Genomic DNA, 17,510 nt, shown 5'->3' with positions numbered 1-17,510 from the left:
CAGCCCTCCAACTTGTTTTGATTGGCGTTGGCTTAGCCGTCAATGGGCATGGCCATCGGGTCGAGTTCCATCCGGCGTCCGTTGATCAACGCGAGACGTTCGCGGTGGGTGGCGATGCGTTTCTCGTGCACCTCGCGTGGGGACGGCCTGCGGGCAGGGTGTGTCTTCAGTCCAGGGTCTTCGCCGCAGTGTTTAGCTCGTGCAGGGACGCGACGGTGAGGTCGGCGAGGTCCGCGAGGTCGGTGGTTTCGGGTCCGATGTGCTCGAACCATTGAGCGCACCCCTGTTTGAAGGCGAGAACGCCAAGTTCGGACGCAGGAGCGCAACCGGCTCGGCAATGCCACGGTCGCCGAGTGCGGTGGTCGTGGCAGTGGCCAGTCCCACGTGTTTGAGCGCGGCGCATTCCTGCAGTTCAGTGCTGACGACGATGACGGCGTGCAGACGTGATCCCATCTCGCGGTTGGATCTCCCCATTGCGGCTGCGGCTCGTCGAAGACCAGATGCGACTGCTTCAAGTGGCGTGGCGTCGGGTGCTGCCTCACGGATCCCCTCAACGAGCAACCTGCTCAGGGCCTCCTGCCGCGCCACCAGCAGTTCGCGCTTATCGGAGAAGTGCCGAAAGAAGGTGCTCTTCGTGACACCGGCGCGAGAAGCGATCTGCGTGACCGTGGTCGCGTCGTAACCCTGTTCGGTGAAAAGGTCCACGGCCCCGGCGACGAGCCGCTGGCGCGCTCAGAGAAGTCCGAGGGGCACTCCGGGGCGCCGGCGGATTCGCTGGACTCCTGACCGACACCGCGCGTCAGGCCGGGATCGCCGGCTACCCCGATGACGATGCACAGCACTGCCAGCCTCGCACACACGCGAAACCCTCGGCTGGACACCCACCCACCCCAGCCTCCTCGAAGACCTCGAGAACATCCAACCCTGAACAGCCCCAGTAGGGTGCCGGGGTTCTCCCTGCGGGGACCTATTTGTCGGGAAACTCACTCCGGCCGGCAGCTTGTGGAAGCTATGAAGGATCGTCAGGTCATCGCCGGGCATGCGGCACCATCTGGTCGGGCCCGATCCAGTTGGTTCGCAGATCGATCCTCCGGGCGCAACGTCCTTGTTGCCGCCTTTCTAGTGTCGCGGGGTCGGGAAGGTAGAGATGCTGTTGCCGACCGGAATTTCATTGGTCCGTGGCCCAGGAGTCGGAGTCTTCACACGGCCGGTGGCCGTGAATGTGCCATCCGCAGTGAAGCTATCGATCACCCACGGCACATTGTCAGCGGTGAGCGGCAGCGGGCCGCGCTGCAACTGGAAGTGAAGGTGTACCTCGCTCGAGTTGCCCGAATTACCGACTCGCCCGATTTCCTGGCCCTTCTTCACGGTGTCACCGACCTTGACAATGGCAGAGCCCTGTTTCATGTGCGCATACAGGGCGTAGATACCCTTGCCCAGGTCGAGGATGACCACATTCCCGGTGTAGAGGTCCAGCGGGGGGTCGAAGTCCTGCGACAGGCTCGGTATCCCATCCGGTGCCAGCTGAGGTGTCGCATCCGGCTGGTCTGAGATCACGGTGACCACTGTGGCATTGGCAACCGCGATAATCGGCTGATCGAACGCGAGATAACTCGTGTTCCGCGCCGGATCTCCGTGGGTGCTCGCGGTAGCCGGATCTGCCGTCGGGTCGATACGGATGAAGTCGATGGCGAATTGTTCCGCAGCATTGACCCGTCCGCCCACGGGGAGTACCACATTGCTGTGGTTGTTGAGCGCTCCAGATTCCAACCCGTTGCTCGCAAACCAGCCCGCACCCGCCAACGGGGGCCCGATCACAATCGGAGATTGAGAGCTCACTGTCACGGCATCGCCAATCTGCGCCACCTGTCCCGGATACTTCGAGGCAATTGTCGCCTGGCCTGGCTTCGGCGGCGCGAAGGTGGCACTGATGCGATGCGTGAAGGTTGCCGGAACAGCATTCTTCGTCGGGTAGACATCTCGGAAGCTGACGATCACCGTCCGTCCGGCCGGAATCACGGCCGACCCGGCCGCCGCGGCCGAATAGTCCCCAGTCAAGAGGGTGTTGGCCGCGATCTGTTTCTCGTCCAGCGACCCGATGACCGCGCCGTTCTCGTTGCCGGCAAGCGTGTCTATCTTGGTCATCGTGGCATCCCGTGGTGCGTCGTTGAAGACGCTCAGGTCGTATGCAACATAGAACGTGTTGTCCGAGCCCTTCAGCGGGATCGGCTCCGGCGCCAGCACGGTGATGATCAACGGAGAAAACTCGTCCTTGGTGACACGCTGATAGCCGGGCAGTATGCCGCTGTCGCTGGCAGTTCCCGCACTGCGGGGCGACTCGGTCGGCCCGGGGGAAGCCGCAGTACATGCCGTCAACGCCAACGCGCACATCACGGCCAACCCAGGCACAGTCAGCCGCGGCGATCCGCTCGTCATTTCGATACACGACCGTCCTGGTATGGGCACCGGGCGGCGGCATGGGTGCTCGTCGTTCGCGGACCCAACCTGACTTCAGCCACCAGAGCGCCAGCTGCCAAACTAACACTAAAAAGTATTGTCAAGGACACTAGCTCTCACGTTAGGTGCCGCCAGCGCAACAGATGCGGTAGCTGGCGACCGCCGAACACTGAGCTCAGCTACGGCTATTGGCAAACAGTGGCGGTGTTTTGCCTCGGCAGAATGGCGGTTCTGTCGCCCGACAGAGAAGGTCATGTGGCTGGAGGCGGTACTCCTCCTCGACGGCTGTGAGCGCCGAGTGGTTTTTCGCGATGCCGCAAGTATCGCGTTAGAAAGTTGCTCGCCTGTACGGCAACTCCGCTCTCGGCCAGGAAAACGAAACTATTCCGGTTCGTATTGGTCGCAGGTGAATCGTGCCCATGGTTGCTTCGAGTCGCTCTACGATCTCACGGCGCTCACGGTGCTGGACCGGGGGCGGGGTCGACCAGTCGACTCGGGCACGGGTACGGGCACGGGTACGTCCAGCCAGAAGGCGAGCGGCACGTCATTGACAGTTGTGGGCGCTGATGGCGGCACCCGACAGGAACGGCCACGAGCCCGTCGGCGGTCACACTAGTCGGAGTCCTCCACGGGTATCAGAGGCGTGCACAACGAGAGTTACTGCTCGCCTCCGACCGATCGTCGCGTGGAATACCGCCGCTGCTGCCGGGTTCGAGGCCTGGCGGGCCGTTGCGAGTTATCGACCGCGACGGGAGGGTTCCAGCCGACGGCAGGTCCAGGGAGCCGAAGTTGATTTCGGGCATGCGTCGATCGAATCCGATCGCTCTGTGCGTGACGGAGAGGGATAGTGCCACGCTGATATCGGCGGTGATGATGCCGAGCTTGCGGGTGGCGATAACCGCAGTCGTAGTTGGGTGGATACCAGTTCGGTGCGAGGCCGACGAACAGGATCGCGTCGACGGCTTCGGCGACTTCCGCGTCGCGGAACCAAATGGTTTCTCGACGTTCTTTCCCATGCGCCCGCATCCAGTCCGCTAGTCGCCCGCGCGTTTCGGCGTCTTCGACGATCACGGTCTCCATGAAGTTTGCGTTCCCGGCTAGGAAGAGTTAGCCGTCCGACTTGGGTGCGGTGATGGCTGCGGCCGCCATCAGCATCGCCCCGTGGTGGACGGCTTCGGTGCGCAGCGTGTCGGGGTCGAGGCGCTGCCCGTTCATGTTGTCGCCTGTGCTTCTCGGCGCTGGCACCATGCATGGAGGGCGTAATAGACGAAGAGACCGCGCTCGAGCAGTTTCTGGTCATCGGTCTCGACATCGAGACCGCGAAGACCGATCGCCAGAAGACCGGCGCCAGCCGGATCGGTATTCAGGTCGCGGTCGATATCGGCGGCGTGCACGATCCTCGCCAACGGGCCGGACCCGGTTTGTCTCCCAGCTGGTATGCGGCGAACAGTGTCTCGAACGTGCACCACTCGGGTTCGGTCTCCGTGGCGGGCCTGTGGCCGTAATCGGCTCCTGGAGCGTCGAATGAGCGCCCCTGCGCGGCGGCCGCGATGCTGATCGCCCTCCACATGCTCACCCCGACGTCAGAGGCGAACCCGGCGAGGCACCGCAAGTGGGACGACGCTGAGCGGGACGGCCAAATCGGCGACCCACACTGACGAAGTTCCTGGTGGTTCCGGGAGGCGCAATTCCCCTAAGACCCGCCCGAGAAATTGCCCGCGGGCGTCATACGCTACACGCAAATCCATGGCTGAATATCCGCGGCTTTGCAGATCACCCCACAGACCTCCTGGGCCAACTGTCGTTCAACCTGCACACGGTCGTCGAATTGGGGACCGATCCGGTGCGCACACGAACCCGTGAGAGCATGCCCTCTTCATGTGCCAACTCATGTGCTACCGGCCATGTAAGTCCGCGAATCCTGAGGGAGTTTTCCACAGGTCCGCTCGCCGACTCCCCTTTGATTTCGGGCCAAAACGCGCCTTCGTGATCCTGTGTGCGAGTGGGTACTGGACAGTTCGAGTCCCCCATTCTCCACCGATTGCAAGTTGCCTGGGATGGCGTCTTCATACTCGCGAGCGACGGCATATTCCACTCCACGTGCTGAAGTATGTGCGAAGCCTGATTCAGATGCTCCGCGAAGCGGCGTACTGCGGCTTTCTGCATCGCCGGGGTGACGTGGCTGTAGATGTTCATGTTCATGGTCGTGGTGATCGTCGAGCGCCCCAGGCTCTCCTGCACCACTTTGGGGTGCTCTCCGAGTTCGAGCAGCAGGGTCGCGTGCGTATGCCTCAGCCCCTTGAGTGTGACCCAGGGCAGTCCGTCGATCGCCACTCGAGCACGCTCAACGTGGAACGTCCACCGTCGGCCGACTTCCTTTGGAGAACGGATCGCGCCACGTTTCGCCTTGTATGTCTTCACGATTCCCACAGTCTCGGAGTGCATGTCGAGGACGCGCGCGGATCCTGTCTTGGTCGAGCTTGCCGCGTTGCGCACGATCACGTCAGGGGCCCGCCAACTACGCAGCCTGCGTCGAGTTTTGGAGCCGGAATACGCGGGCGACCGTTTGCAGGAGGCCATAAACTCGACGGGTCATAGGGACGAGTCCATTGGGTTCCGGTTGCTCTAATCTCTTGAGGACGCCGTCGGCACCGCCTTTGCTGGCTCACCGACGATCACCTTGTACAGGATCGACCTCATTCCGACGCACGGGCGCCGCATGATTTGGCATACCGTATCTACATGACTCCAATCGGGTTGGCGGGTTCGCCGACCGTCGATCAACTAGTCGAAGGGATCCAAGCTCATGAGTTCTGACGGTCAGTTGTGCTGTTCTTGTTGTGGCCGCGATCTTCCTCGGGAGAAGCTGCACTCGCTCAACAGTGGAGCGGCGTTCATCTGCCGGCGATGCGGGCGATGGGTTGCGTTCTTTTGGCGCGGCGACCGCGCCAATTCGTCCGCAGACGCCGCATAGCGCGCGATGTCAACCCTCCGAGCAGGCCGTGATCGATGACCTCCGATCGCCAATTCATTGCGGTGATCGCCGCGATACGTAGCGGAGACCTGGAGGCGCTTCAGCGGCTTCTCACCGATGACCCGAGTATCGCGGCGTCTCGCCTCGGAGGCATCGCGAACGGCCGCACTCCGCTTCACGTCGTTTCCGACTGGCCGGGATTCTTCCCGAACGGGTCCCGAATTGCTCGACTGCTGATAGACACCGGCGCGGAGGTAAATGTTCGCAGCGATGGGGATCACGGCGAGACGCCCCTCCATTGGGCGGCGAGCAGCGACGACGCCGACGTCGCAGCTGTGCTAATTGACTGCGGCGCCGACATTGAGACCCAGGGCGGATCGATCGGCACGCCGCTGGACAACGCGATCGGTTACAACTGCTGGAACGTTGCCCGACTTCTCGTGGCGCGCGGAGCGCGCGTCGATGCTCTCTGGCATGCCGCGGCCCTCGGTCTGTCCAGCCGACTCGAGGAGCTGCTCAGCGACGAGACACTCGCCACTCCGGAAAACGTCTCGCAAGCCTTTTGGCATGCGTGCGCCGGAGGTCAACGTCGAACTGCCGAACTGCTATTCGACCGCGGTGCCGACTTGAACTGGCAGCCCGACTATGCGACCGGAACCGCGCTCGACGCGGCCAACGCGCATGGGACCGGCCAGGACAACCTGATCCGGTGGCTCACCGCCCAAGGAGCAATCGCCTCCGAAAGCAAATAGTTCGCATTAGAGGTACGGCCGGCTGAGAAATTCTGATCAAGGAAGAGAATCTGTTACCGGTGCGTGGTCGCGGCGGATCTCTGCGGCTTCACCGGCGCGCGACTGTCCCGTCGTAGCAGAATAGCTGGCCGGTGGAGCCGTCGTCTGGGAGCAGCGCAAGCCGGAGAACACCGGCCGCCTGGAAGTCGAACTTCGGATTGGGCTCGGTGCTCCAACCCAGCGACCCGGTGCCGCTGGAAACGGTGATGATGCGAGGATGCGCCGAGCGGGACAACGCGGGCAGCATCGCATTGGTCACAGCGACCACCCCGAAAACACTCGTTTCATAGGTGCGGCGGAAGATCTCGACATCGGTCTCAATGACCGATGCGCCGGTATCCAGCGAGATGCCAGCGTTGTTGACCAAGACGTCGGGTTCGGGGATCGCGGCGGCGGCCGCCGCGATCGTGTCCGGGTCGGTGACGTCGAGTACCACGGGGCGACCGCCGACCTGGGCGGCCGTCTCAGCACCGCGTGCCGCGTCCCGGGCACCGACAAGCGCCGTCAACCCCTGCTCGGCGAGGTGGCGGGCAACATGCAGGCCGATACCGTTGTGGCCCCGGTGATCAAAACGGTCGAAGTCCTCAATACCCGTGCTCCGATCCTGACAGTGCCGCGCCGCAACAAGGCCGCAGCGCATCGCACAAGAGTGGCCATCGTGTCCCTAACGGTCACCGGGTTGTCGACCGTTGCAGATGCCGAACCTCCTGCGGGATTCTCGGTGTCGATGTCCGCTTGCTTACCACGCCGGCTGTGTGGGTTGGATGACTCGCGCGTCCGTGCGGCCGGTGGTTGCCTCTCGTGCGGCTTGGGTGAGCGCGTCACGCACTTGCAGAATGTTCGCCGTTTGTGTGGTGGATGCCCGCACCGCGGTGAAGATGACCCGTTTGAGGTGTACCCCGTCCAGTATGCGCAGGGTGACCCCGGGGGCCGCGGTTCCAATCAGGGCCGGGAGCAAGGTCACGGCGTGTCCGGAGGAGACCAGGGCGCGCAGGCTTAGGGCGTCGTCGGTGTGGTAGCGCACGTCGGGTTCGAATTCGCCGATGCGATTGCAGAGGTATTCGGTGACGGCGTGGTGTCCCCCGCCGCGGTTGCCGACAGCCCAGGCCATGGTTCGCAGGTCTTGGACCGTCAGGGGGTGTTTCCGGCTCAGTGGAGACCTGGACGGTACGGCGAGGAGTACGTCTTCTTCGAGCAGGTCGAGACGGTCGATGTCGGGGTACCGCGGCGGCGGTACCGGGGCGTAGTCGATCCCGACAGCCAGGTCGATCCGACGCGCACGAAGGTCCTCTAGCGCGGGCGGGGTCTCGATCTGTTCCAGTTCCAGGCGGAGGTCTGGTGCAGTGTCCGTAAGGTTGGCCACCACAGCGGGCAGCAGGGCCAGGGCGACGGTCTGCACGAATGAGACTCGTATCGTGCCGGAGGCTCGACCTCTGGATATTTGGGCCAGTTCGCCGCGGACGTGCTCGTCCTCTGCCAGGGCGGTCTCGGCGTGGTCCGCGAGTCGTTGACCGGCCGGCGTTAGATGCACGTTGCGTCCAACGCGCACGAGCAGCGGGACTCCTGCTTCTCGCTCAAGTTCGGCCAGTTGTGCGGACACCGATGAGGGGCTGTAGCCCAGGATTCGCGCTGCGGCCGCGATCGTCCCCGAGTGTCGTAGTTCGGCCAGGAGTCGTAACCGCCGTAGTTCCATACATCGGATTTTACGATGTTTTCACAACGGAAACGTCCGCTAGACACGATGTAAGCGTTGGCGGGACAGTGAAGGAGTGAATTTCTCCTCGGCGGAACTGATCTCGTTGGCGTGCGTACCGCTATTGATGATTCTGGCCAGCGTGTTCGAGAACCGGTTCGGCGCGACAGTCGCCGGAATGATTGCTTCCGCACCAGTTACCGCGGCCGTTGGTCTGGTCGCTGTCACCACGAGCATGGGACTGCCGGTCGGCCGGGACATGGCCTTGCACATGGCCGGCTACGCCCCCGCGCAGGTCGGGTTCGCGTTGGTGGTGGCCTGGAGCACGGGGCGACTCGGGATCACGCGCGCCCTCCTGATCGGTATCCCCGCCTTCGGCGCGCTGGCGTGGATCGCCACTCTTGTGCCGCCGATCATCGCGGTGGCCGCAAGCCTAGCGGCACTGGCCGGTGGCCGCCGCTTGTTACCTCCCACAGACAAGCCCGTGCAGCAGACAGCGCCAGCCCGGACCGGACCGTGGATGATCACGGTGCGGGCTGCCATAGCTTTGACGGCAACCGCGGGCCTGCTCGTAGCGGCGCACCAATTCGGCCCGGCTGTCGGCGGTGCGGTGGGTGCGTTTCCCATCTTCACGGCCACCTTATGCGTCTTCATCTTCACCAAGAACGGCCTACCCGCAATGCGCAGCACCTTGACCGGGCTGGTGCAAGGCTTGACCGGATACGTCGCATTCGTCCTCACCTACTGGGTCGCGACAAACTACCTCGGAGCACTAGCCGGTGCCATCGTGGCGGCCATCGTATGCCTGGCCAGCTACGGTCTGATCAGCCGGATCCAGACGCGACACCCCCTTCCTGCCGTAGCCGACGGTGTGTGATGGTGCGCGGTGCGACCGGTGAATCAGGAGAGGATCCCGGCGCGTCGGCGGATTCCGCGGTCGCGAATTTTCGGAGGAGAATCGCTCCCATGAACAGGCCCGAACTGCAAGGCAGCTATCTTGATCTGACCACTCCCCACGTGGCCGATGCGATCATGCGTTTGGGCATCCCCGTTCGGTGCGCGCCGGCGAACGTGCGCCCCGTGTGGAGCGGTTCGCATATCGTCGGGCGGGTCCAGCCTGCGCGTCACTACGGCAGTGTGGATGTCTTTCTGGAAGCTCTCGAACATGCCGAGTCGGGTGATGTACTCGTTGTTGACAACGGCGGGCGGGATGATGAGGCCTGCGTTGGTGACCTCATCGCGTTGGAAGTGCGGCAGGCCGGGCTGGCCGGCATCGTGATCTGGGGTCTGCACCGCGACACGCGCGAGCTGCGCACGATTCGGCTGCCGGTGTTCAGCCAAGGTGCTTTCCCTGCAGGCCCACAGCGCCTCGACGCGCAGGAGCCTGATGCGCTCACGTCGGTGCGGGTCGGGGATCACGTCGTGACCGGGGACGACTTCGTGCTCGCCGATGACGATGGTGTTCTGTTCCTGCCGCTGGACCGCGTCGCGGACATCGCCGAGCTCGCCTGCTCGATTCGCGACACCGAGCGGCACCAGGCCGCTCGAATGAACCTCGGTGACAGCTTCCGCGACCAGGCCCGATTCTCCGACTACCTCGCCGCGCGTGACCACGACGGTGTGACTTTCCGCCAACACCTGCGCACCATCGGCGGAGCGATCGAAGAATGAGCCGACCGCTGCCGCTGCAACAGCCGCCGACCAGGCCGGCCTGATGACCGCGACCGATCATCACTCAGGTGCGCCGGATCATCCGTGGCGTGGGATCGACCTTGACGTGTACGAGGCTCACATGAGCGACGCGCGAGTCGGCCAGCTCCAGCAACTCCACACCATCACCGCGGAACAACTCGCCGCGTATCGGCCCCGCGCTGTTGGCGTGCTGGGGGTTGCCGGAGGCAACGGGCTGGACCTCATCGACCCGCACACCGTGCAAACCGTGTACGGGTATGACATCAACCCCGACTACCTGGCCGCGTGCGAGGCCCGGTATCGAAGTATCTTCGGCGGCCACCTGCACCTGATCCAGACCAGCATCGACCGGACCACGGTGATCGAGCCCGTCGACCTGCTCATCGCCAACCTCATCATCGAATACGTCGGCGCCGACGAGTTCGCCGCCTTCGCATCCGCGAATGCCGGCTCGATCGGAGTGCTGTCGTGCGTAATCCAGCGCAATGAGACGGCAGGCTTCGTCAGTACGACAGGCTACTCGTCGTCGTTCGACGCCCTCGCCACTGTGTCATCGGATATTGACGCGGACACGCTAGATTCGGTGATGTCGGCGGCAGATTTCGTCGCCGTGGGTCGATGGGAATACCCCCTGCCGAACGGGAAAACACTCATCCGGCAGGACTTCCGGCCCGCGTGAACCCGATCCCGTCAAGCCGTGTGTCCTGCGCAGCGGACAAGTCAGTGCCGAGGTAGCCAGTCGGAACTTTCGGCGGCGATCTCGAACAGAGCGCGCGCGGCGGCCGACCTGGAGGCTTGTGACAGCCACGTGATGCCGATCTCGCGAATGGCACCCGGGTCAGCGATCGGCACCTCGATCACATCTGAAGATGACGGAACCGCCGGCGGCAGGATCGCTACTCCCAGCCCCACCGCGACCAGACCGCGCAGCGTGTGCAAGTCTTCGCCCTCGAATGCCCGCTCGAGTTCGACACCGGCTGCCACGAGAATGTGATCGACCATGCCCCGCAGCCCGAACTCGGGACGCATTTGCAGCATCCGCTGACCGGCGAGCTCGCGCAACCGCACATGAGAACGCCCGGCGAAAGGATGACCGGGAGGCACAGCCAATACCAGAGGTTCCACATAGAGACGAATGGTCTTCGCCGACAGTTCGCCGGCATACGGTGGCGAGAGCAGCACCGCGTCGGCCTGCCCGCTTTCCAGAACGTCGACGCAGAACTCGTGCGAACCTTGCCGCAACTCGAATTGCGTGCCGGGCCGCACGCTGAGGACAGCACGAAGCAGCGCGGGAACAACGACACGCCCCAGCGTGTCCTGGAACGCGACCGACACGGTATTGGAACGCTCCTCGGCCCGCCGGATCACGGCATCCATACCGGCACGCACCGCGTCAAGTGCTCGTTGGGCGTGCGGCAGAAAGTCGACGGCCTCCGGAGACAGTTCGACGCCGCGGCCCCGGCGAGTAAGGATCGGGGCGCCGATCCGGTCGGCGAGACGGGCAAGGCATCTGCTCACTGTCGGCTGCGGCACGCCCAATTCGTCGGCGGCCGCGGTGACCCCTCCGGTCTCGGCCACCGTGACGAGATACGGCAGGTCGGCGAGAATCTCACGCAGCTGAGTCGTCCCAAAATAACTCATGATCAAATCGTATCGGTTCGAATGGATCAATGCATTGGTGGTATGTGGCTGAGCGTCCTACCGTCGGGAGTATGACACAAACAGCCGGCCATGCGATCTGGCATGGACACCGGCAGGGTTCGCGTCAATACAAACGTGTCTTGGCAGCCCTGGCGTGTGCGGGAATCGCCACGTTCGCGCAACTCTACGCACCGCAAAGCATTCTGCCCGAGATCTCAGCAGCCGTTCACGTGTCCCCGGCCCAGTCCGAGCTGCTCATCTCCGCCGCCACGATCGGCCTCGCGGCGGGCGTGCTGCCCATGTCCTGGATAGCCGACCGCATCGGACGGCTGCCCACGATGAAACACTCGCTTGCGGCAGCGACGCTGCTCGGGTTCGCTGTGACGTTCTGCCCGAGCTTCACAGGAATTCTGGTGTTGCGAGTTGCGGAGGGGGTCGCGCTCAGCGGTCTGCCCGCACTCGCGTTGGCCTACCTGCAAGAGGAGATCCATCCGGCCTTCACCGCGCTGGCCGCCGGAACGTACGTGTCCGGAACTGCGATCGGCGGCCTCCTCGGCCGCCTGATCGCCGCACCGATCACCTCGGTACTCGGCTGGCGCTGGGGCATCGGAACAGTCGCGGTGTTCTCGGCACTGGTTACCGTCGGCTTCCTGCTCGCGGCTCCGCCATCTCGAAGCTTTCACAGGGTGCCAACCGAGGCGCGCGTCGCCTTGTTCAAAATGGTCTGGATCAATCTGCGATCGCCAGCACTGCTCGCACTGTATGCCCAGGGATTTCTACTCATGGGCGGATTCGTCACGATCTACAACTACCTGGCCTTCCGACTCGAACGGGCACCGTTCGCCCTTTCAACCACAGCCACCTCACTGTTGTTCCTGGCCTATCTCGCCGGCATCTGGTCGGCACGCCGTGCCGGGTCGGCCGCCGGCCGACACGATCGATTGGTCGTGTTGCTCGTTTCAATCGCAGTGATGATCGCCGGGGTATTGCTCACCCTCCTACCCTCGTTGCCGTTCGTCATCGGCGGCTTGGTACTGCTGACGTCGGGCTTCTTCGGCGCCCACTCCATCGCCTCCGGCTGGACCGCCGCCCGCGCAAACGTCGGGCGCGCGCAGGCGACCGCGCTTTACACCCTCTTCTACTACCTCGGCTCGAGCATCATCGGCTGGGCCGGCGGCATCGTCTTCACCCACGCCGGCTGGGCTGCGACTGCAGTCGGCGTAATAGCACTCGCCGTACTCGCGGCAGGACTGGCTGGCGCCTTGGCACGTTCCCACCGCGCGCCGACCGACTGAGCGGTAGTCGGACCAACGCCGCAGCCCGGGTGGAAGTACGCGGCGCAACCCGCGAGCAGTAAGACGCCAGTGAGAATCGCTGGCCCACCACTTCGAAACGCAGACAACTGGGTCTTCACACCGATACTGCTTCCAAACGCCGCTACCGCGGATCGGATGACTTCGCCAACGACCGAACCAACGGTTTGCTGCCGGCAGAGTCGGCTAGCAGGGCCAATGCGGGAGCGTACTGCTCATAGTCAGAACCGCTACGAAGCACTGTCTCCACGATTAGTGCTCACGAAGACACCGTTTTCCGACTACGCGCCCATGTTCGCGAGGAGGCACCTTCGACGACGCAGACTAGTCGGCGCACGATTGCGACGGGCACAAGAATCAGTCAAACCGAGTTGAGCGTTGATGCGCCGTCTGCTCCATGATGTCATCACCCTCAATGAATCTCGGCGAAAGCTGGTGGTTCGACTCAGACAGGACTATAGTCACCCGCGACGGTCCGGCATTAGCTCTGTGACCCGTATGAATGGTCCTCTTCTACCGGCCGGGGAAGGACGATTCTCATGGCCAATTTTGTCGTCGCCGGATACGACCAGCCGCTTCAACCGCCGCCACCGGTGACGGCGAAACCCGGCGCGCCGAGCAAGATCGTTCCCACACAGGCGGGGAACGCGAACGACGGGGGAGCATTGTGGTGGGACCACGATGATCCCGGGCAGGGCGGTGCCCGCGGTACGGGCGGAACCTGGGGGGTTCCTGGTGCGCCTGGCGGGAATGGGGGCTCGACTCCTCCTGGCGTGAGATTCACAATCTCCCAAACAATTAACGGTTCGTTCAGTATCGAGTTGGACGGCGGCCGCGGACAACTCGGCGGCAAGGGCGGCCCCGGCGGTGATGGCGGCGAGGGCCAAGACGGCGGCAACAGCGATGACGAACAACCCGCAGGACCGGGAGGTCAGGGCGGCGATGGCGGCCAAGGCGGCCCGGGCGGCCAAGGAGGCAAGGGCGGCGACATCAATGAGTTCGACTTGACGATCGGCGTCAGCATTGCCACCAGCCAACTTGCGGTGAGTTATAACCAAGGCCGTGCCGGTGGCGGAGGCGACGGTGGAGATTACGGCAATGGCGGCCCTGGCGGCAAGTCCGGTGACAACGGCCCGCGAATGATCAATGGGTCGCCAGGAAACATTGGCCCGCGCGGCGCGGCCGGCATCGACGGAATAGTCGACACGTTGAGGGTGGTGGCCTGATGAGTTGCTCATGCGCGCAAAATTGCGTCTGTTGTGTGCCGGCGAACGAGACGTATAACTCCAGAAACTCCGTCGACGCGTTTACGAGGGAAGCTCAAGCTCGTGCGCGGTCGCTCTACCTTTCTGGTTCATCTGGCACTCTGGTTATTTTCGCGAACGACACGCCGGAAGATGCCGTCGCGCTCGTCACAGAACAGTCACCATCGGCGGCGAGACAACACGTCATCGAGTTACGGCGCGGCGAGTCGTCTATGCAGGAACTGCCCGCAGGCGGATACCACGTTGTTGCTCGCGCCCCTGGCTTCGCGTCTCGCCGTGGTCACCTCGTCATCGTGGAAGGCGAGGTGACGACCCTGGAAATCACCTTCGCTGAACAAACCGAAGCCACGCCGACCCTTGGCTCGCGCGCGAAATACCTCGGCTTGGAGCTCGACGAGGCCGAACTCACAGACCTAGTGCTCAAACGCGGAAAACGACAGGCACTCGACAACGAAACAGATGCCAGTAGGAACTCGAGGCAGATAGTTACAATCGCGAATATTGATCAGATGAAGGCCCTGCTCGGCCAGCCCGATGACTATTGGCCAGGTGATCATCCGCGATACGGGGTAATGGTGTCAGAGTTCCCCGATGAGGTCAGAACGCGCGATGAAGAAAACATCACGCTCAGCACTCGTTTCGCCCTCCGGGAGTATGTGCACGGAAACTCTCGAGCGGTCGCCGGCTGGAAAGAGCATCTCAGCGGAATTGTCGCCCAATCGCCATTCCAGTTTCCAGTGTGGCTGTATCGGACGGTGGACGTAGGTGCCGGATGTCTCCTACAAATTGGAGCTGCAGGCCTATTCTGTGGCACGCTGCGCGTGCATCGAACCGGGAAAGTGCGAATCGAGGGCGGCGGGCCCACATTCGTCGACGTGCTCGCCTACGAGCAATACGGCCTCCTGGAAGGACCCATCGCCACGAGCGTCCACGTCAAAATCTAGGAGCCCGGAGCCAATGCGGTAGCCTCTTGCTGCCCAACCCCGCAGAAACAGCGGGATCATGGGATCGGGTGCGCACGCCAGCCGATCGATAACAACTTCATACAGCCTGCTCTACACGGACAGGCCGTAGTTGAGAGCCGCGACTACATCCTCCACATCGAGCGGTGCGGCAAACTCAAGAAAATCGGCTACAGCTGCGTGGAGCCTCCCACCACCCGCAAGTCGGACCGCCACAGGACACTCGCCAGCGAACATACGGTCCCACGGCACTGCGAGGCCCGAGCTGTGCACCTAGGCCACCCGACATTATGCCCGATGAACGCGCGTCAAATCCACGAGGTGGCTGTCGCAGGAAACTACGCTGCGGCCGAAAAGGTGACCGAAAATCTGACCAATATCGCAGCGAGTTTGCAGCCTCACGTTCGAAGCACTCCAAGTTTCATGTGCCAACTCATGTGCTGCCGGCCGTGTGGGTCCGTGAATCCTGGTGGTCTTGTCCACACGCCAATCACTCGAGATCGTTGATTTCATGCGTCAAAATGAGCCTCCGGGATGCTGCGCGCTCCGGTGCGCTGGACAGTTCGAGTCCCCCATTCTCCACCGATTGCAAGTTGCCTCTGCACCACCTCGTACGCCTGGCGCCCGGTTGGCGCCTGTTACCGGGGCGGGACGAGGCCGGCCCGGTATCCGAGGATGACGGCTTGCACGCGGTCGCGGAGGCCGAGCTTGCTGAAGATGCGTCCGATGTGGGTTTTGACCGTCCCCTCTGAGAGCGAGAGGTCGGCGGCGATTTCCGCGTTGGAACGGCCGCGGGCCACAAGGGAGAGCACTTCTCGTTCGCGAGGGGTGAGTGCTTGGAGCGCCTGTGCTTCGGGTGGGCTCTTACTGGAAACGTCGCGTGTGTCGGTTGCGATGTAGTGCTCGATGAGTCGTCGCGTGACGGAGGGGGCGGTAACGGCTTCGCCTTGGTATATGGTGCGGATCGCGGCGGCGAGGTCGGCGGCGAGAGCGTCTTTGAGAAGGAACCCGCTTGCTCCGGCACGCAGCCCGCTGTACACGTATTCGTCGAGGTCGAACGTGGTGAGCAGAAGAATTTTGGGACGGGGCACGGGAGCAGTGACGTCGAGGATGCGACGGGTAGCTTCGATTCCATCAAGGTTGGGCATCCGCACGTCCATCAGGACGACGTCCGGGCGCTGGCGGTCAACGAGGTGGATGGCCTCGAGGCCGTCTGCGGCTTCTCCGACGACCTGCAAATCGGGCTGTTCATCGAGGATCAGCCGAAAGCCGGTGCGGACCATCGCTTGATCGTCGACGATCACTATTCTGATCACTCCGTCACCCTGCTTTCGGTTCTAGGCTTGCGGTTCTAGGCTTTCGCTTCTAGCGGGAGGGTGACGTGGAGGCGAAAACCATCGCCCGGGACGGCTCCTGCCTCAAATGAACCGCCGAACGCGGCAACACGTTCGGCGATGCCGCGCAAACCGTTTCCGTGGTCATCGCCTTGCTCATCGACACCGTTTCCGTGGTCATCAACACCGTTGCCTTGCACATCAATCGGATGCGGCGTTGCCGCGATGTCATTTTCGACATCAATGTCGATTTCGGTCGGGCGGTAGGTGAGGCGGACAGTGCTTCTGGCAGTGGAACCGGCATGTTTGACGGCGTTGGTGAGTGCTTCTTGAATGATCCGGTATGCGGACAGGTCAAGCAGCGCGGGCAGGGTTGGCCTGTCGCCGTGAATCTCTAGCGTGACGTCGATCCCCGCTGCTCTCATGGTGGCAGCGAGCGCGTCAAGCTGCTCGAGGCTCGGCTGAGGTTCGAGCTGTGGGCTGATTGCTTCGTTCTCCCGGGCCACAAGGAGCAGCGCGCGGATTTCGGTCATCGACCGGCGGCCAGCTGCAACGACGTTGACGAGAAGACTTGTCGCTTCGTCGGGGTCGCGCTTCAGTACAGCGGATGCTGCTTGCGTTTGCACGATCATCATCGACAGGCCGTGGGCGACGACGTCATGCAGGTCTCGGGCGATGCGCCCACGTTCGGCAGCGGCCGCGAGCTGCAGGCGTTGTTCTTGTTCGCGCGCAAGGTCCCTGCTGCGGGCTTCGAGCGTGGCGACATGTTCACGACGCTCGCGCGAGGCGTCCCCCGCGAACCATGCGGCGGCGAGCAACAGCACCGGAACGGCCGCGGCCGTTATGGACGATGAGAGCGCCGCCACAACGCCTTCCGGGAAGAATCCACCTCCCGCCGGTTGAAGGGTGGTGCTCCACATGCCCAGGGTGGAATGCGAGGCCAGAACGATCATCCAACAGCCCACGACGGCAGCGATTGCGACTCCGAGTGAGAGCCGCCTTGGCCGGGCGGCCGAGGCTAATGAGTAAAGAGCGATTGGTGCAGCGAGGTCGGCCGCGAACAGTTGGGTCGGCCACGCGAAAAGATGCCAGCCCGCGGCTACTGCGCAGATCACGAACACGGTCAGGGGCCATTGTCGACGAAAGAACAGAGCGACCACGGAAACCGCAGTAAGCAGCCACCAGACAAGCACCTGCACGCGCCACGCGTCGAATGAGCCGAATACGGCGATCATCTTGAGGTTGCTGTGATCGGCGATGAAGTAGGGCCAGCCGACGGCGGCGCTGGCACCCAGAAGGGCAACCACCAGCCCCACGTCTCCGGCTACCGGACGCGCACGTAGCGGCCGTCGGGCAGCCGCCATAACACGTGTCCAACTCGTCATGCC

At 63.3% G+C, this 17,510-nt stretch carries 15 protein-coding genes; 7 read left to right on the top strand and 8 right to left on the bottom strand.

Going from position 1 to position 17,510, the window contains the following annotated elements; all coding sequences use genetic code 11:
* Window positions 1-192: 192 nt before the first annotated feature.
* The 3 genes from QU604_RS05480 to QU604_RS22150 all read right to left on the bottom strand — a co-directional run bounded on the left by QU604_RS05480 (window position 193) and on the right by QU604_RS22150 (window position 3,851).
* Window positions 193-705: a TetR/AcrR family transcriptional regulator gene (locus tag QU604_RS05480; protein WP_308467806.1), complete on the bottom strand. Its 513-nt coding sequence runs from the start codon at window positions 703-705 to the stop codon at window positions 193-195.
* 414 nt (window positions 706-1,119) lie between these two features.
* Window positions 1,120-2,436 (bottom strand): M23 family metallopeptidase, encoded by a 1,317-nt coding sequence (locus tag QU604_RS05475; protein WP_308467805.1) that lies wholly within the window; start codon window positions 2,434-2,436, stop codon window positions 1,120-1,122.
* A gap of 1,232 nt (window positions 2,437-3,668) precedes the next feature.
* Window positions 3,669-3,851 carry a hypothetical protein gene (locus QU604_RS22150; RefSeq protein WP_409349999.1) on the bottom strand — a complete coding sequence of 61 codons (183 nt, stop codon included), beginning with the start codon at window positions 3,849-3,851 and terminating at the stop codon, window positions 3,669-3,671.
* A gap of 1,615 nt (window positions 3,852-5,466) precedes the next feature.
* Between QU604_RS22150 and QU604_RS05465 the strand changes: the two genes are divergently transcribed.
* Window positions 5,467-6,183: an ankyrin repeat domain-containing protein gene (locus QU604_RS05465; protein ID WP_308467803.1), complete on the top strand. Its 717-nt coding sequence runs from the start codon at window positions 5,467-5,469 to the stop codon at window positions 6,181-6,183.
* Window positions 6,184-6,271: 88 nt separating this feature from the next.
* Here the strand turns inward: QU604_RS05465 and QU604_RS05460 are convergent, their stop codons facing one another.
* Both QU604_RS05460 and QU604_RS05455 read right to left on the bottom strand, forming a co-directional pair.
* Window positions 6,272-6,862, bottom strand: a complete 591-nt coding sequence (locus QU604_RS05460; protein ID WP_308467802.1) for an SDR family NAD(P)-dependent oxidoreductase — start codon at window positions 6,860-6,862, stop codon at window positions 6,272-6,274.
* A gap of 99 nt (window positions 6,863-6,961) precedes the next feature.
* Window positions 6,962-7,915 (bottom strand): LysR family transcriptional regulator, encoded by a 954-nt coding sequence (locus QU604_RS05455; RefSeq protein WP_308467801.1) that lies wholly within the window; start codon window positions 7,913-7,915, stop codon window positions 6,962-6,964.
* A 76-nt stretch (window positions 7,916-7,991) separates the two neighbouring features.
* Between QU604_RS05455 and QU604_RS05450 the strand changes: the two genes are divergently transcribed.
* The 3 genes from QU604_RS05450 (at window position 7,992) to QU604_RS05440 (ending at window position 10,286) form a co-directional block, all read left to right on the top strand.
* The gene (locus tag QU604_RS05450; protein WP_308467800.1) at window positions 7,992-8,792 is read left to right on the top strand and encodes a hypothetical protein; all 801 of its coding nucleotides are present in this window, start codon (window positions 7,992-7,994) and stop codon (window positions 8,790-8,792) included.
* A gap of 89 nt (window positions 8,793-8,881) precedes the next feature.
* The gene (locus QU604_RS05445) at window positions 8,882-9,586 is read left to right on the top strand and encodes an RraA family protein (RefSeq protein WP_308467799.1); all 705 of its coding nucleotides are present in this window, start codon (window positions 8,882-8,884) and stop codon (window positions 9,584-9,586) included.
* 121 nt (window positions 9,587-9,707) lie between these two features.
* A complete protein-coding gene (locus QU604_RS05440) occupies window positions 9,708-10,286 on the top strand; it encodes a class I SAM-dependent methyltransferase (protein ID WP_308467798.1) in 579 nt (192 codons plus the stop codon).
* A 41-nt stretch (window positions 10,287-10,327) separates the two neighbouring features.
* On the opposite strand, the gene QU604_RS05435 is transcribed toward QU604_RS05440, so the two are convergent.
* Window positions 10,328-11,248, bottom strand: a complete 921-nt coding sequence (locus QU604_RS05435) for a LysR family transcriptional regulator (protein WP_308467797.1) — start codon at window positions 11,246-11,248, stop codon at window positions 10,328-10,330.
* Between the two features lie 71 nt (window positions 11,249-11,319).
* Between QU604_RS05435 and QU604_RS05430 the strand changes: the two genes are divergently transcribed.
* The 3 genes from QU604_RS05430 (at window position 11,320) to QU604_RS05420 (ending at window position 14,770) form a co-directional block, all read left to right on the top strand.
* Window positions 11,320-12,543 carry an MFS transporter gene (locus QU604_RS05430; RefSeq protein ID WP_308467796.1) on the top strand — a complete coding sequence of 408 codons (1,224 nt, stop codon included), beginning with the start codon at window positions 11,320-11,322 and terminating at the stop codon, window positions 12,541-12,543.
* Window positions 12,544-13,100: 557 nt separating this feature from the next.
* A complete protein-coding gene (locus QU604_RS05425) occupies window positions 13,101-13,787 on the top strand; it encodes a hypothetical protein (protein WP_308467795.1) in 687 nt (228 codons plus the stop codon).
* A gap of 344 nt (window positions 13,788-14,131) precedes the next feature.
* Window positions 14,132-14,770: a hypothetical protein gene (locus QU604_RS05420; RefSeq protein WP_308467794.1), complete on the top strand. Its 639-nt coding sequence runs from the start codon at window positions 14,132-14,134 to the stop codon at window positions 14,768-14,770.
* Between the two features lie 656 nt (window positions 14,771-15,426).
* On the opposite strand, the gene QU604_RS05415 is transcribed toward QU604_RS05420, so the two are convergent.
* Complete coding sequence (locus QU604_RS05415) at window positions 15,427-16,104, bottom strand: response regulator (protein ID WP_308467793.1); 678 nt, start codon at window positions 16,102-16,104, stop codon at window positions 15,427-15,429.
* Between the two features lie 35 nt (window positions 16,105-16,139).
* Complete coding sequence (locus QU604_RS05410; RefSeq protein WP_308467792.1) at window positions 16,140-17,507, bottom strand: sensor histidine kinase; 1,368 nt, start codon at window positions 17,505-17,507, stop codon at window positions 16,140-16,142.
* Window positions 17,508-17,510 lie beyond the last annotated feature (3 nt).

The sequence above is a fragment of the Rathayibacter sp. SW19 genome (assembly GCF_030866825.1).
GTDB lineage: Bacteria > Actinomycetota > Actinomycetes > Actinomycetales > Microbacteriaceae > Rathayibacter_A > Rathayibacter_A soli.
This window is presented reverse-complemented; position numbering and strand designations above follow the sequence as displayed.